The following is a 16,748-nucleotide window of genomic DNA, read 5'->3' on the forward strand; positions in this document are numbered from 1 at the left end:
GGCCCTGCTCCGTGCCCGCAGCCCCCCAGCGCCCTTCCAAGCGCCGGAACTACCGCAAACGCAACGAGGCGTTGCCTCCCCTCCCAAGCCAGCAGCCTGCTGGAGCCTCGAACGTTGCGGCGTGATGAGTAACACATTTTCGATGCGCCTACAGATGCTTTTTCGGTATGTTGCAGTGCTGAAACCTCAGTTCCCGGGCAGGGCCGGGCGTGCGGCCGGTACCGGCCAACGATGGCGGCGAAGCCGAACGAACCTGTCGCCCTCGGCGAGGCCTGCCGCAAACGACGATGGCGCCCCGTGGGCGCCATCGTTTTGTTGCATCGCGGCAGAATCGCGGCGTTCACCTTGCATCGCAGCACGAGCGGCGGTAAGACGCGCTGCGGTGCGGCCTCAGGGCGTCACGGTCAACTCTACGCGCAAGGCCGAGTTGGGGCGCTCGGGATCGTCGCTGGAGACGCAGACATAACCGACGTAATGCCCTGGGGCGAGACCGTTGCTGACGACGGTGACGTCATGGTCGTCGCCATTGCCGATCCCGACTTGGCCGCTGCCCAGGTTGGTGAGGATCCAACTCGCTCCGCAGGCATGCTGCGTCTCGACGCGCCAGGCCAGTCCGGTCCCGCCGGGCCCGGGCAAGCCATTTCTCCAGCTGTAGACACCGAGACGCATGGTGCGATAGCCGTTGCTGCCGGCCGAGTTCGATTGCTGCCAGATCCATTGCGTGGCCTGCGCCGTGCGCACGTAAGGCACCAACCAGTAGCGTCCAGGCGCGAGCTCGAGGGTTTGATTGGCCGCGGCGAGATCCAAGCCGATATCGCCTCCCTTGAGACGCAGACCCGGCGCGGTCATCGAAGCGGTGGAGAAATTCCAGACCGCCGGTGGATTGCCGACCGTCATCGGGTGTCCGGATGGGTTGCCGTTGAAATCCGGATACACGCTCCACCCCAACATCATGGCCACGCTCGCCACGGGCGAGCCGCCGCTATTCGCGCCTCGCACCAGCACTTTGCCGATGCGCGTGGTTTCGGTGAGGGTGAAATCCTCGGCGGCGAAGGCCGCCGGCGGATTGAGGTTGGGATCGGTGAAGATCGTGCTCATGTCTCCATACGCGATGGGCGAGGCGCTGGTATCCACCAGCGTACGCAGTGCGGTGCCACCGAGCTGGAACTGATACAGCAACGACGAGCCGCCCCGATTTTCGACACGGAACGGCACCGTCGCGTTGCTGCCCGCGGCCACGCTCAACGACACCTGCGCCGGATTGAACGCGATCGCCGGCGGCGGCACCGCGATCGCGATCGGCAAACGCAGAACGGCCTGGGTACTGCCGCTGCCGGAGCTCAGTTCCAAACGGCCGTGGCGCCACGAGTTGTCTTTCGGCACGCCGCTGCTGTCGATGGTGACGAGCACCGTCTGGCTCGCGCCCGGCGCCAGCGTGAACTGGGTCGGCGCGATCGAGCCGGGAAAACCGTGCAGAACCAGGTCCCAGGTTTGCGCGTCCGCTGAGGTGTTGCGGAAAACCCGGGTGAAGCTGCAACTGTCGGGGCACTTCGCCTGCGCCAGGCTCGCCAGGTTCAAGTTCGCCGGGTCGCCGCCGTTGGCCGGGTTGGCCGCGCGGAAGTTCGCCGCGGTTTCGTCGAGCACCAGGCCGGCGCTCCAGGCCTGATCGACACGAATGCGGCCGGCACCGATCGCATGCGCATTGCCGACCGTGTACTCGTCGGCCAGAAACACCTCGGGCTTGGCGGTCATCATCAACGCCGACTTGACCTCGGCCGCGCTCCATTGCGGCCGTGCCTGACGCAGCAACGCCGCCGAGCCGGCATTGTGCGCGGCCGCGATCGAAGTGCCGTTCGCCAACGCGACCGCCGACTCGCTGCCGCTGATCGCCGTACCCGATGTCGCCGCCAGCACCAGCACGCCGGGTGCGGTCAGGTCGGGCTTGAGCACGGAGAAACGGCCCGCCGGCCCACGGCCGCTGCTGCCCGCCAACACGTCGGGCGTGTTCGGGATCGGCGTTGCCGGATAGCCGATGCCCGCGGTCGCCGACGCCTGGCTCATGGCGAAATCGCGCAACTGCGTGCCATCGGCGGCGGAAACGTGGAAGGCCGGGATGGTCGTACCCGGATAGGTCGGCGCGAACGTGCCCGGCACGTTGTTGGCCATCACCACCGCGACCGCACCGGCGGCAGCGGCGTTGTTGACCTTGATCGAGAAGGTGCAGGTGCCACGGCGCATGACCGCAATCGCGCCCTGGAACGTCCCGCTTGGGAATGCACTGCAACCATCGGAGCCGGTGTTGATGCCCGGACTCGCGCGCAACGGCGTGCTCGTGCTTATCGCCGCAGTCAGCGGTACGCCGGTACTGCTTTCGCCCAGGACGATCGTCTGCAATGCCGCCGGCACCGGTGCGGGACCGGTGACCTGCAACAAGGAAGCGAACTCGCCGCGCCCATGCTGCGCGGCCGCGGTCGTCGCGACCCAGGGTTCGATATGCTCGACCTTGCCCGCCTCCGCGCCCAGGTTGCCTGCCGGCACGGCCACATAGATGCCGGCTTCGGTGGCGTTGAGCAAAGCCAGGGACACCGCTTCGCCCCAAGGTTCGAGACCGCCGGTGATCGACAGGTTGAGCACGTCGACGATACCGTCGGCCACGGCCTGGTCGACCGCCGCGACGACCGACACTGCCGGGCAATAACCCTGCCCGGTCGAGACCACGCTGTAACAGGCGTCGTAAGCGATCAGATTGGCGTGCGGAGCCACACCGGAGATGGCGACGTCGCGGCCCTTGTACTGGACCGTGCGCGCATTGCCGGCGGCCACCGACGCCACCTGCGTGCCGTGGCCTTGGCTATCGCCGAAACCGGGTTCTTCGCGCACCGTCGAGATGCCGCAAAAATTGCCCGGCGCACCGCACACGAAATCGTATCCGCCGATCAGCTTGTCGTTGCAGCGCCCTTGGTCGACGCCGCCGGGAGCGCAGGAACCGAGATAATTTCCGCTGCCGAGCGGATTGACGTGTTGATGATTCGCCTCATCCACGCCGGCGAACGACGGGCTGCCGAAATTGATGCCGGAGTCGATCACGCCGATCACCACGTCATCGCCCCGGAACGAAGTCGGGACGGCATTCCACAACGCCGGTGCGCCGAGCAACGCCGGCCCCGTGTCGCCGGCCTGGGCGTACTCGCGATACGGCTCGACCAACAAGACTTCGGGGCGTTCCGCGACACGCGCAGCCTCGGCCGCGCTCAAGCGCAGTACCGCGCCATTGAGCGCGTGGCGCAGACGCCGCTCGACGTGCAGGCGGCGTCCGAGCGCGCGGCCGATCTCGGCTTCGTGCCGCGCCTGCAGGCGCTCGAGGTAATCCAGATAGACGCGTGCGCGATTGCTGTGCACGTCCAACCGTCCGCGGCCGGCATGGCCGGCCCGCTGTCGCGCCGCTGCCGGCAAATGGTCCGATTCGCCGCGATAGGCGCTCAGCGGCGCCTCGCGATAAACCACGACGTAGCGCACGGCATCGCTGCCGCTGCCCGTACTCAAGCTCGGCGGCGGAGCGCCGCCGACCGACCCCGAATTTCCTGCCTCTTCGCGCGACACCTTCATGGCCGCGAAAGCGAGCGCTGTCACCGCCGCCGCGGCTACCGCCACGGCGATCGAAATCTGCTTCGACATCCTGTTGTCTCCCCGGGTGATTGGACGATACGAGCGCACCGCCCGGCCGCGATGTTCGCATTGCACCGCGCGGATGTCCGCTGCGGCCGCGCGCATTGCGGTGGCTTGCAAAAGCACAACCAAGCTGCGCCCGGCCGATCGCCGAAGCTGCGACGCCGTGGCCCGTCCGGGAGGCTGGGCGCCGGCAAAAAAAAGCGGCGCCCTCACGAGCGCCGCCCTTTACTTGTCGCCTTCGGAAATCGCGCTTCAACGCTGGAACATCGACGGCCCCGGCTTACACGACAACCATGCGAACCGCCTTACCAGCCGAAGCCCACACCCACGCCCGCGGAGCTCTCCGAATCGCTGAACGCACCACCGACGGTCACCGTGGCGCGGTCGCTGATCGCGCGCTGATAGCCGATCGACAAGGCCTGCTCGCCGCCCTGGAAACCGGCGCCGACCGCGATGCGATTCTGGGTGCGCAGGCCGGCGGCGCTGGCCGACATCTGCACCATCGCCGAGGTCATCGCCCCCATCTTGTCGATGCGTTCGTCCTGCTTGTTGAAACGCCAGTTCATGTCGTCGCGCAGTTCGTTGATCGCCGCGGTCGGCGCCGCCAGCATCTGGTTCATGCGTGCATCGGTGTAGGTGTTGGCGCTGCGCAAAGTCTGCGCGTCGCCGGCCTGGACCTGGGCGACGTTGGCCGCATCGGTCGGCGCGGTGCCGGTGGCGACGTTGGACACGCGGGTGCCGCCACCGCCCTGCAAGGTCACCTGGGCCTTCGAAGCGTCGTCATAGGTCACCGACGAAGCCACGCCGGCGCCGACCCGCGTGTACAGATCGGTCAGCCGGCCGTCGACCGCGGAGAACGCCGCGCCGACATCGTTGTAGTTGCCGCCCTGGATCACGTAGGTCGGCGGCGTGAACACGCCGCCAGCGAAACTCGCACCGCCGCCGAACGCACCGCTCAGGGTGTTGAGCTGCGACAGGTTCACCGCATCGGTGTCCTGGGTCGCGGCGGCGACGTTGACCAGTTGCCGCTCGCTGCCGGCCGCACCGAAGGACACGCTGTTGGCGCGGTCGGCGATGGAATCGCTGCCCAGCGCGACCGAACCGGCGGCCGATGCCGAGCTGTTGGCGCCCACCGCGGTGGTGTTGTCTGCGCTGGCCGAACTGCCGGCGCCGTTGGCGGTGGCGAAACGTCCGCCGGCCGTGCTGGCCGAGCCGCTCGCGGTGGAAAATTCGCCAGCCGCGGTGGCGCTGTCGCCGATCGCGCTGCTGTTGGCGGCCGAAGCGGTCGCGCCGGTGCCCACTGCAGTGCTTTGGTCGCCCGCGGCCGTGGTGCCCGCACCGATCGCGACGGCGCCGACCGCGCTGGCGGTGGCACCGGCGCCGGTGGCCACGGCGAAGTCGCCGTCGGCGCTGGCGCCCTGACCGCAAGCGATGGCGCTGCCGCCGGCGGCGGTGGCGCCGCCGGTGGTGGTACCGCCGAAGCCGTCGTCGAGCACGCAGGGCTCGCCGGCCCAGACGGTGGTGCAGGCCAGCGACAGAGCGGCGGCGAGTAGAGTCTTGTGCGAAATGTTCAAACTGTCCCCCAGTAGGATGTCGTGCGCCGCCGCGGATCCGTGCATCGGCGCGGCGGCGGAAAGAAGCATCGACGCGGACCGCGCAGGCGGCCGCGCCCGGTTTTGAGGTGCCGGACCGAGTGCGGGTCCGGCACCCGGAGCGTTACGGCGAGGGCGTGACCGTCAGGGCAACCCGCAGCGCCGCCTTGGGACGCAGCGGATCGTTGCTGGCCACGCAGACATAGCCGGAGTAGCTGCCAGGTACGAGGCCTGCGGCGCTGATCTGCACTTGCGTGTCGACGTTGGCGCCGACCGCGAGGCGACCGAACGCGCGCGACGGTGCACCGATCCAGGTGGCGCCGCAGTCGTTGGCACCCTGCAGCTGATAGGCCATGCCGGGCGCACCGGCCGTGGCCGTCCAATCACCGCTACCGTCGGGGTTGATGATCGCGCTACGGTAGATGTTGTCGCCGCTGGTGCCGTTGAACCAGAACCAACTGGTCGCCAAAGGCGCGCGCACCGACACCACCAACCAGTAGCGGCCAGCCGGCAGATCGACGTTCTGGCCGGCGGTGGCGAGGTTGAGGTTGATGGTGGCGAAGCCCGAGGTCGACACGCCGGCGCCGGTCGCCGTGGAGGTGTAACTCCACACTGCCAACTGCGGCGTCGATTCCGGATTGCCTTCGGGGTTGCCGTTGACGTCGCGGAAGATCGACCAGTTGATGTTGGTCGAAGTCGCCAGGGAGCCGCCGTTGACGAAACCATCGGCGACGATCCGGGTGATACCGGTCGCATCGCTGAGAGTGAAGTCGTCCGACGACAGCTGCGCGCGCGCGCCGACCGTGGCCGCGTCGGTAAAGCGAGTGGAACGACGGCCATTGGCGTTGTTCGGCAACTGGGCGACCAGCGTGCGTCCACCGCTGCCGGTGTTGTCGATCTGCCAATCCAGGTTGGAACCGCCGATGTTGCCGAGGCGGAAGGTCACGTTGCCGCTGCTGCCTTGGATGAGGGTCAGCGCGGTGGCCGGGGTGGCGTCCAGGCGCGGCGGTTGCACCGCGACCGCGATCGGCAGGCGCAACAACGGTTGGCTGGTGTCGCCGCCGGACGGCGTCAGCACCAACTTGCCGAAGTTGAAGTTGCCGTTCGAGGGCAAGGAACTGGTGCTGACCGTGATCTTGACGGTCTTGGTCTCGCCCGGATTGAGCGTGAATAGCGACGGCGAGACCAACGCGCTCAAACCTTGCACCTTGCCGGTCCAGGTCTGCCGGGTCGGCAGCACGTTGCGGAAGGTGCGGGTGAATGAGCAGGAGCCCGCGCAGCTGAACTTGGCCATGCTGGCCAGGTTCAGCGCCGAGACCTCGCCGCCGGTAGCCGGATTGGCCGCACGGTAGTTGGCGGTGGTCTCATTGAGCACCAGACCGGCGCGGATCGCTTGCTCCAGTTGCAGACGGCCGGCGCCCATCGCGTGCGCATCGGCCTGAGTGACTCCGTCTTCCTTCAGCACTTCCTGCTTGGCGGTCATCATCAGCGCCGACTTGACCTCGGCCACGGTCCAGTTCGGGCGTGCCTGGCGCACCAGCGCGGCGGCGCCGGCATGGTGCGGCGAAGCCATCGAGGTGCCGCTGTTCAGGCCGACCAGGTTTTCGCTGCCGCTGATCGCCGTGCCGGCGGTGACGGCGAGGATGTCGACGCCCGGCGCGGTGATTTCGGGCTTGATCACATCCAGGCTGCCGGCCGGGCCGCGCGAGCTGAAACCGGCGAGCTGGTCGGGGGTGTTGTTGACGATCACCGACGGGAACGGAATCGCGCCGACGCTGGTGTTGGCGTTGGCGTTGGCGAAGTCGCGCAGCAGATTGCTGTCGGCCTGGCTGGCGACGAAGGCCGGAACGGTCGCGCCGGTCACCGTCGGAGTCAGACCCGTGGCTTGGTTGTTGGCGATGACCACCGCGACGGCCCCCGCGGCTGCGGCATTGGCGACCTTGTCGGTGAAGTTGCAGGTGCCGCGGCGAACCACCGCGACCGAGTTCTGGAAGGCATTGGCCGGGAACGCGGCGCAGCCGTCGTTGGCGGTGTCGATGCCGGCGCTGACACGCACCGGGGTGTTGCCCGGAATGGCGACGGCGAACGGCGTACCGCCGCTGCCCTCGGTCAGTTCGATCGCCTGCAAGTCGTCGGGCACGTTGCCCGGGCCGGACACCGACAGCACCCATGCGAAGGTGCCGCGGCCGTGCTGCGACGCTGCGGTGGTCGCGACCCACGGCTCCAGATGCCCGGAGCTGTACGACGCCGGGCCATCGTTGCCCGCAGCGGCGGCGACATAGATGCCGGCATCGGTGGCGTTGAGGAACGACAGCGAGGTCGCTTCGCTCCACGGATTGGAACCGCCGCCGATGGAGTAGTTGATCACGTCGACCACGCCGTCGGCGATGGCCTGGTCGATCGAACGCACCGTGGCGGTGTTCGGGCACAGCCCGCGGCCGGTGGAGATCTGGGTGTAACAGGCGTCGTAAGCGATGATGTTGGCGCGCGGCGCGACACCGGAAATACGGATGTTGTGGCCACGGTAAGTCGCGGTCCAGGCGTTGCCGGCCGCGGTCGAGGCGACGTGGCTGCCGTGGCTGTTGGTGTCGCCGAAGCCGGGCTCTTCGCGGATGTCGGCCACGCCGCACTGGTTGCCCGGCGCGTTGCAGACGAAATCGTAGCCGCCGATCAGCTTGTCGTTGCAGCGGCCTTCGTCGACGCCGCCGGGCGCGCAACTGCCCAGGTAGGTGCCGGCGCCGAGCGGGTTGACGTGCCGATAGCCGCTGTCGTCGATCGCGGCGAAGGCCGGGCTGCCGAAGTTGATGCCCGAATCGATGATGCCGACCACCATGCCCTCGCCACGGAACCCGGTCGGAGCGGCGTTCCACAGCGCCGGCGCGCCGATCAGCGCAGGGCCGACGTCGGTGGCCTGCTCGTATTCCTTGTACGGCTCGACGAAGCGCACTTCGTCCAGTTGGGCGAGGCGATCGGCCTCGCGCGGGGTGAGCTGGGTGACCATGCCGTTGAGGGCGTGACGCATGCGGAAGTCGATGCGCGGGCTGCGGCCGAGCACGCCGCGGATGCGCTGCTCGTGCTGGGCCTGGACATCGCCCAAATGCTGCACGTAGCTGCGCGCCGCCGCGCTTTGGACGTCGATGCGTCCATTGCCGGCGACCGTACCGGGCAGGCGCTTGGGCGCCGGCAGACCGCGCACTTCGCCCTTGTAGCTGCCCAATGGCGCTTCGCGGTAAACCACGATATAGCGCTGATAACCGTCCAACGCTGCCTCGCTGGGCAACGGCGGCGGCGGTGCGCCGCCGATCGGCCCGCTCGGGCCGACATCGCGGCCCGACATCAGCGCGCTCGCCCCCGCGACGGCGGCAACCGCGGCGATCGCCGCCGCAATGGAAGTTCTCTTCATCACTTTCCGCATTCCCCTAGCCCCTCTTTGCTGACGCATGCGCTAAGCGCAACGCCTGGCCAATGCGGCCGGCATTGCGCACTCGTGTAGGGGGAGGTGGATCTGTCGCGGCGCCGGCGTGGACACGGCCAAATGCGGCGTTGTTCCTTCCCCCTGAAGTCACAACGCTGACGGAACGGGATCCCCCCACCCAGATCACACATTATTTGCAGGATAACCTTGCCACTCTTGGCGAAACCAGCCAAGCGATGGCCGCCGAAACCCTTGCCGATGGACTTCAGATCAGGTAAAGACGCGGCACCAGCAGCCCGTCATCCAGCGGCCGTCGTGTTGGCGGTCGGATACGACACCACGGCGTGACTGGTGGCGACCGCTTGGGATGTGCAAACCACGACGCCCTCGCAGCGCGCCAGATCTTGCCGCCGACGCCTCGATCAACGTCACCGTGCATCGACAGTGGTGATCGAAGATGAGGCGCGGAAACGAGAGGCGGCCGGGCCTGCGCGGGCCCGGCCGAGCCGATCGTCGAGGGTCCGGCGACGAAACGCCGCACCAAAGGCATCGCGTCAGGGCGTGACGGTCAGGGCGACGCGCAAGGCCGCCTTGGGCATCGAGGCATCGTTGCTGGCCACGCAGATGTAGCCCACGTAACTGCCCGCAGCCAGGCCGGAGGTGTTGATCTGCACCTGCGTATCGACGGTTCCGCTGCTGGGAATGCGGCCGAACGCGCGGTTCGGCGCACCGATCCAACTCTTGCCGCACTCGTTCGTACCCTCCAGGGTGTAGGACAACCCGGCGTGCCCGTCGCCCGCCCGCCAGGCGCCGGTTCCGTCGGCGGCGACGGACAGCGTGCGCAACACGTTGTCGCCGTCCAGCGAACCGAACCAGGCCCATGAAGTGGCGGTCGGCGTGCGGGCGGATGCCACCAGCCAGTAACGGCCGACAGCCAGGTTGAGGTTCTGGCCGGCGGCTGCCAGGTTCAGGCGAATCGCGTCGCCGCTGATCGACACGCCGGCCGAGTTCGGCGCGGCGGTGTATCGCCACACTGCCAGTTGCGGTGTGGTTTCCGGGTTACCTTCCGGGTTGCCGTTGAGGTCGCGGAAGATCGACCAGTCCAGGTTCGTCGCGTTCTCGAGTTTGCCGCCGCCGGTCGTGAAGCCATTGACGAGGATCCGGGCGATGCCGGTCGGGCTGTCGAGGGTGAAATCGTCGGCCGCTAGCGAAGCCCGGCCGCGCGTGGTCACATCGGTATTGCGGTTGCTGTAGAAACCTCTTCGGTTCGGATTGACGCCCTGAGCGACCAGCGTGCGGCCGCCGGAACCGGTGTTGTCGATCTGATAGTCCAGGGCCACGCCACCGACGTTGCGGGTACGGAAGTTCACGCTGCCGCTGCCGCCCACCGGCAAGTTCAAGGCGACCTGCGCGGGCTCGAGGGCCACCTTGGCCGGCCGTATCGCCACGGCGATCGGCAGGCGCAGTACCGGCTGCGCGGTATCGCCGCCGGACGGACTCAACACCAGCTTGCCGAAACTGAAGGCCCCGGTCGTCGCCAGCGAACCGCCGCTGACGCTGACTTTCACCGCCTTGCTTTCGCCCGGATTGAGGGTGAACAAAGCCGGCGAAACCACCGCGGACAGCCCCTGCACTTTCGCGGTCCAGCTCTGGCGCGTGTTCAAGACGTTGCGGAACGTACGAGTGAAGGTGCACGAATTGACGCAGTTGAACTTGCCCATGCTGGCCAGGTTGAGGGCCGCGGCATTGCCGCCGATGGCCGGATCGGCGGCGAGAAAGTTCGCCTTGGTCTCGTTGAGCAGCAGGCCGGCCTTGATCGCCTGGTCGACCTGAATCCGGCCGGCACCCATCGCATGGGCGTCGGCCGACGTCACCGAATCTTCTTTGAACACCTCTTGCTTGGCGGTCATCATCAAGGCCGACTTGATCTCGGCCACGGTCCAGGTCGGGCGCGCCTGACGAACCAAGGCGGCGGCGCCGGCATGCTGCGGCGAAGCCATCGAGGTACCGCTGGAGATACCGACCAGATTCTCGTTGCCGGCGAGCGTGGCTCCGGACTTCACCGCCACGATCGCTACGCCGGCCGCGGCGAGATCGGGCTTGACCACGTCGTACTCGCCGGCCGGGCCGCGCCCGCTGGAGGCGGCCAGGACGTCGGGCGTGTTGGGCACCGGCGTCGGCGGATAGCCGATGCCGGCCGTGGAGGTATTGCCGTTGCCGACGGCGAAATCGCGGATCGCATTACCCTCGGCCATCGGCACGCCGAATGCCGGGATGGCGGTGCCGGGCACCGGCGGCGCGATGGTACCGGCGACATTGTTGACGACGACAACGCCCGCGGCACCGGCGGCCGCGGCATGGTTGACCTTGATGACGTAAGTGCAGGTACCGCGCCGGATTACCGCGATCGCGCCCTGGAAAGCGCCGGCCGGATAGGCCGCGCAGCCATCGTCGGCGCTATCGAAGCCCGGGCTCACACGCAACGGTGTGGTGTTCGGCAATGCCGCCGCCAGAGCGGTGCCGCCGCTGCCTTCGGTCAACGACACCGCCTGCAGTGCCGGCGGAATCGCGCCGGGACCGGTCAGCTGCAAGAGGAAATCGAAGCTGCCGCGGCCGTGCTGGACCGACGCGGTCGTGGCGACCCAGGGCGCGTTGTGGTTCACGCTGAAAGCCCCCTGCGCGCCGTCGTTGCCGGCGGCCGCGGCGACATAGATGCCGGCGTCGGTGGCGTTGAGGAACGACAGCGCGACCGCATTACCCCAGGGGTTCTTGCCGCCGCTGATGGAGAAGTTCAGAACGTCGACGACACCGTCGGCGATCGCCTGATCGATTGCGCGCGCCGCGGCCGACTCGAAACAGCCGCCGCCCACCGCAGGCTTGGAACAGACGTCGAACGCGACGATATTGGCGCGCGGCGCCATCCCGGAAATGGAAACCGCCCGGTCCTTGTAACGCGCGGTCCAGGCATTGCCGGCGGCGATGGAAGCGACATGGCTGCCATGGTCCATGTTGTCGCCGAAACCGGGCTCCTCCAGTACGTCAGGCTTGTCGCACTGGTTGCCGGGCTCGCCGCAGATGAAGTCGTAGCCGCCGATCAACTTGTCGTTGCAACGGCCCTCGTCGGCGCCGCCGGGCGCACAGGTGCCCAAATACTTGCCTGCGCCGAGCGGATTGACGTGGCGATAGCCGCTCTCGTCCACCGCCGCGAATGCCGGGCTGGCGTAGTTGATGCCGGTATCGAGAATGCCGATCACGATGCCTTCGCCGCGGTACTGGCTCGGGCTCGCGTTCCACAAGGCCGGCGCGCCGACCAGCGCGGGGCCGGTATCGGTCGCGGGTTCGTACGCCACATCGGGCTGGACCAATTGCACTTCCGCCAAGACCGACAGGCGCTTGGCCTCGGCCACGGTCAGTTCGGTCACCACCGCGTTCAGCGCATGGCGCAGGCGGTGTTGGACCTTGATGCGGCGACCAAGCAAGGCGTCGATCCTGCGCTCGTGGCGAGCCTGCACGTGGCCCAGATACTGAACGTACTGGATCGCTGCAGGACTGCGCACGTCGATGCGATCGCGGCCCTTCGACCCGCGCATGCGGCCGACGCCGGCCAGCCGCCCGGGCGCGGGCAATCCCGCCACTTCGCCCTTGTACGTGCTCAACGGCGCTTCGTCATAGACCACGATGTAGCGCTCGTATTGCGCCACCGCGGTGTCGGTCTGACGGCTCGGCATCGGAGCCCCGCCTATCGCCAGGCCACGATCGGAATCGCTGCCCGACAAGCCCACCGTCGCGCCGGCGATCGCAGCCGCCCCCGCGATCGCAATCGCGATCGATGTCCTGTTGAATACCTTCGGCATTTCCAAGAACCCCTGCAAGTTGCCCATAAGAACGAGTGCACCGCTCCGTTTCCGCGGAAGCGCGCAGTCGCGCACGCAGGGAACATTCCAGGCTTGCGATCGTCTTGCACCGCATTCGCAACTTCGCCGGCATATTCCCCACTACTTGAACAACGCCGGCGTCGCGCGATCACCCTACCCAGGGGAAAAACTTATTTCTCAGCGCACATCACACATGCGGAGGACATCGATACGAATACGCGAAAGTGTGACATTTACTTTTCGGAGAGAATGAAGTCTGAAAAACGCATATTTCCATGAAGAACTCGTCGATTCAGCCACTTACGCGATGCTGCAACAGAGTGCTTGTGCGATATATGGCGCAGATGAAGATCTGTCCGACCCCACAAAACCTTCTGTTTTTTCTTAGAGGAAAACAAACCGAAATGCTGGCGTGTTCGAAACGCCTGGCGGCCCGACCCCGCCCGATGCGAAGCCATGCTCCATCGCATGCGCGATATTTGGCGCAGATGAAACGGGGGCGGCGGAGATTTCTCGATGGCCTCAGCATCACCCTGAGGGCTCGGTAACAAAATGAAAACGATCGCGTAGCTGCTCGAAGCTCGTTCATGCCTCAGCCGGGAAATTGGACGGCTTCCGCGATAGTCGGCACGCATGCGAAGGGCAGCCCAATCCACTAACCGTGAAATCGGTATTTCCAATGCAATGCAGAAAGACGAACTTGAGCCTGCCGAAGCCGGGCCGGCCGATACCGACACGACGAAACCGCCATGCGTCTCACACGGCCAAGGAACCGCCCGGGATCGGACCGGAGTGATGGCGCAGGCGCCTGTCAGGCCGGCACGGGTGTATGTCGCAGCGCTGGCGGCTCAAGAGCGCTTCAGCGTCCACGGCCGCAGCTGTGCGCCGCGGTAGACGATCAGGTACACCGCCACCACCCAGGCAGTGGCGACCGCCCAGCCGGCGAGGATGTCGGAGGGGAAATGCACGCCGAGGTAGAGGCGCGAGAAGCCGACCAGGGGCACGAAGGGCGCCATGATCGCCAGCACCGGCCAGCGCCAGCGCGTGTTCCAACTCAACAGGATCAAGGTCACCGCGAGCGTCATCGAGCCCATCGCGTGGCCGCTGGGAAAACTGTAGTTGTGCTCGGGCGCGATCGACTCCCACAGCGACGGCCGCTCGCGGGCGAAGAACTGCTTGGCGGCGATGTTCAGCAGGGCCGAGCCGCCGAGCGCCAGCGCGGCGAAACTGCCTTCGCGGAAACGGCGCCGCGCGATGAGCGCCGCGACCAGGGCGATGTCGAACGGCACCACGCCGTGCAGGTAGCCGATCCGGGAGATCAGCACGAAGAACTGGTCGTAGCCCTCGCGCGCCAGTCCGTGGGCGAATTCGAGGATGGGCACGTCGAAGACGATCGCTTCCTGCTCGTGGATCTCGTCGGCGAGTTCGGCGAAGCCCCATAACGGCATCAGCAGGCCGATGAAGACCAGCAACAGCAACCAGCCATGGCGGCGCAGCAGCGCGACGCCGAAGCGCGCTTCCTGACGGAGGGTGTCGTCGCCCTCGCGGGCGGCGACGCTGGACTCAGACGCCTGCGGAGCGGGCGCCATAATTGCGCTCGACGTAAGTGTCGATCAAGGCCACGAATTCGGTGGCGATGTTCTCGCCGCGCAGGGTCACGGTCTTCTGGCCGTCTTCGAACACCGGCGCCGACGGCGCTTCGCCCGTGCCCGGCAGCGAAATGCCGATGTTGGCGTGACGCGATTCGCCCGGGCCGTTGACGATGCAGCCCATCACCGCCAGGGTGAGGTTCTCCGCGCCCGGATGAGTGATCTTCCACTCCGGCATCTTGGCGCGCACGTGTTCCTGCACCTTCTGCGCGAGTTCCTGGAAGAAAGTGCTGGTGGTGCGGCCGCAACCCGGGCAGGCGGTGACCATCGGCGTGAACGCGCGCAGGCCCATGGTCTGCAGCAGTTCCTGGGCGACGATGACTTCATTGCTGCGGGCCTGGCCCGGCTCGGGCGTCAGCGAAATGCGGATGGTGTCGCCGATGCCTTCCTGCAGCAGCACGCCGAGCGCGGCGCTGGAGGCGACGATGCCCTTGCTGCCGATGCCGGCCTCGGTCAGGCCCAGGTGCAGGGCGTGGTTGCTGCGGTTGGCGAGTTCGCGATACACCGCGATCAATTCCTGCACGCCGCTGACTTTGGCGCTGAGGACGATGCGCTCGGCCGCCAGGCCGAGTTCGACCGCACGGGCGGCCGAGTCCAGCGCCGAACGGATCAGCGCCTCGCGCAACACCCGGCCGGCATCCCAGGGCTCGGCGCGCTCATGGTTTTCGTCCATCAGCTTCGCCGCCAGGGCCTGATCGAGCGAGCCCCAGTTGGCGCCGATGCGCACCGGCTTGCCGTGCTTGATCGCCAATTCGATCAGGGTGGCGAACTGGCTGTCCTTCTTTTTGCCGAAACCGACGTTGCCGGGGTTGATGCGGTACTTGGCCAGGGCCTCGGCGCAGGCCGGCTCGGCGGTCATCAGTTGATGGCCGTTGTAGTGGAAGTCGCCGATGATCGGCACTTCGATCCCCATCATCGCCAGCTTGTCGACGATGCGCGGCACCGCCGCGGCCGCCTCGGCGGTGTTGACGGTCACCCGCACCATCTCCGAGCCCGCGCGCCACAGTTCGGCCACTTGCTTGGTGGTCGAGGCCACGTCGGCGGTATCGGTGTTGGTCATCGACTGCACCACCACCGGGGCGCCGCCGCCGACTTCGACGCCGCCGACCTTGACCGTACGGGTCAGACGGCGCGGGAGGGGGCCAAAACCGGAATGAGCGCAGGGCAGGACGAGGTCTGAATTCATGCCCGCCATTGTAGCGCCGAGGGCCGGACTTTGTAGCGCCGAGGGCCGGACTTACGTGTCGCGCAGGTGAAGCGTTGCATGAACGGCCCTGGCGCGTTGCGAAGCCGCGAACGGGCGCGGAGACCGGGGCGGCCCAGCGCGATACTATCGGCGCCTGCGACTGTCGATGCCCTTGCGGCGCCGCGCCCTCGCCTCGCCTGCCAGCTGCCTCCCCTGCCTGCCTCATGCCCCCCAGCGACCCCGATCACGTCCTCACGCCAAGCCAGCTCAATACGCTGGCGCGCAACCTGCTCGAGGACACCTTCCCGGTGATCTGGGTCGAAGGCGAACTCGGCAACCTGTCGCGGCCGTCGTCCGGGCATCTGTACATGACCCTGAAGGACGCGCGCGCCCAGGTCCGTTGCGCGATGTTCAAGCCCAAGAGCAGCTGGCTGAAGTTCGTCCCGCGCGAAGGCCTGCGGGTGTTGGCGCGCGGCCGGCTGACCCTATACGAAGCCCGCGGCGACTACCAGCTCGTGCTCGACCATATGGAAGAGGCCGGCGAAGGCGCGTTGCGGCGCGCGTTCGAGGAACTCAAGGCGCGGCTCAGCGCCGAAGGCCTGTTCGACGCCGAACGCAAGCGCGAGCTGCCCCGCTTCCCCTCGCGCATCGCGGTGATTACCTCACCGAGCGGCGCCGCGGTCCGCGACGTGCTCAGCGTGTTGGCCCGGCGCTTCCCGCTGGTCGAGGCCGAGGTGTTGCCGGTACCGGTGCAAGGCGATGCCGCCGCGGCGCAGATCGTCGCCATGCTGCAACGCGCCCAGGCCTCGCAACGCTACGACGTCATCGTGTTGGCCCGCGGCGGCGGCTCGCTGGAGGACCTGTGGGCCTTCAACGACGAACGCCTGGCGCGCGCGATCGCCGCCTCCGAGGTGCCGGTGGTCTCGGCGATCGGCCACGAGACCGATTTCAGCCTCGCCGATTTCGCCGCCGACGTGCGCGCACCGACGCCTTCGGTCGCCGCCGAGCTGCTGGTGCCGCAACGCGAAGACCTGCTGCACCGCCTGCGCGTGCTGGAGGCCCGCCTGCGCAACCTGCAACTGCAGCGCCTGCGCCAGGCCATGCAACGCGCCGACCGCGCCGGCTTGCGCTTGAACGCCTTGCGTCCACAGGCACGACTGGCGACCTTGCGCGTCCGTCAACAGGACGCGCTGCGCCGTCTCGAACAGGCCTGGCGCCGCCAGCTCGAACGCGAACGCGCGCGCCTGCGCCACGCCGACGCCGTGCTGCGCGCGCACCAACCGCAGCGCCGCATCGCCCGCTTGCGCGAACGCCTGAGCGCCCTCGCCCACCGCCCGCAGGCGGCGATCGCCCGGCGCCTGC

The 16,748-nt window shown here is 67.6% G+C and carries 5 protein-coding genes and 3 pseudogenes; 1 reads left to right on the forward strand and 7 read right to left on the reverse strand.

Annotated features, from left to right (window positions below):
• Positions 1-390 precede the first annotated feature (390 nt).
• The 7 genes and pseudogenes from GLA29479_RS20550 to ispG all read right to left on the reverse strand — a co-directional run bounded on the left by GLA29479_RS20550 (position 391) and on the right by ispG (position 15,386).
• Positions 391-3,675, reverse strand: coding sequence for a S8 family serine peptidase (locus tag GLA29479_RS20550; protein ID WP_057972693.1), 3,285 nt, complete (start codon positions 3,673-3,675; stop codon positions 391-393).
• 299 nt (positions 3,676-3,974) lie between these two features.
• Positions 3,975-4,211, reverse strand: a pseudogene (locus GLA29479_RS26175) (YadA-like family protein); the annotation flags it as partial.
• A gap of 93 nt (positions 4,212-4,304) precedes the next feature.
• Positions 4,305-5,312 (reverse strand): annotated as a pseudogene (locus GLA29479_RS20555) (hypothetical protein); the annotation flags it as partial.
• 73 nt (positions 5,313-5,385) lie between these two features.
• On the reverse strand, positions 5,386-8,676 hold the full coding sequence (locus tag GLA29479_RS20560) for a S8 family serine peptidase (RefSeq protein ID WP_082638854.1): 3,291 nt from the start codon (positions 8,674-8,676) through the stop codon (positions 5,386-5,388).
• Positions 8,677-9,230: 554 nt separating this feature from the next.
• Entirely contained in the window at positions 9,231-12,530 is a 3,300-nt protein-coding gene (locus tag GLA29479_RS20565) for a S8 family serine peptidase (RefSeq protein ID WP_057973292.1), read from the reverse strand.
• A gap of 869 nt (positions 12,531-13,399) precedes the next feature.
• Positions 13,400-14,140 (reverse strand): phosphatase PAP2 family protein, encoded by a 741-nt coding sequence (locus GLA29479_RS20570; RefSeq protein WP_082638855.1) that lies wholly within the window; start codon positions 14,138-14,140, stop codon positions 13,400-13,402.
• Positions 14,115-15,386 carry a flavodoxin-dependent (E)-4-hydroxy-3-methylbut-2-enyl-diphosphate synthase gene (gene ispG / locus GLA29479_RS20575; RefSeq protein WP_057920125.1) on the reverse strand — a complete coding sequence of 424 codons (1,272 nt, stop codon included), beginning with the start codon at positions 15,384-15,386 and terminating at the stop codon, positions 14,115-14,117. Before ispG ends, GLA29479_RS20570 begins: the two co-directional genes overlap by 26 nt.
• Before the next feature lie 224 nt (positions 15,387-15,610).
• Here ispG and xseA point away from each other — a divergent pair.
• Positions 15,611-16,747 (forward strand): annotated as a pseudogene (xseA, locus tag GLA29479_RS20580) (exodeoxyribonuclease VII large subunit); the annotation flags it as partial.
• Position 16,748 lies beyond the last annotated feature (1 nt).

Source organism: Lysobacter antibioticus, assembly GCF_001442535.1.
Taxonomy (GTDB): Bacteria; Pseudomonadota; Gammaproteobacteria; order Xanthomonadales; family Xanthomonadaceae; genus Lysobacter; species Lysobacter antibioticus.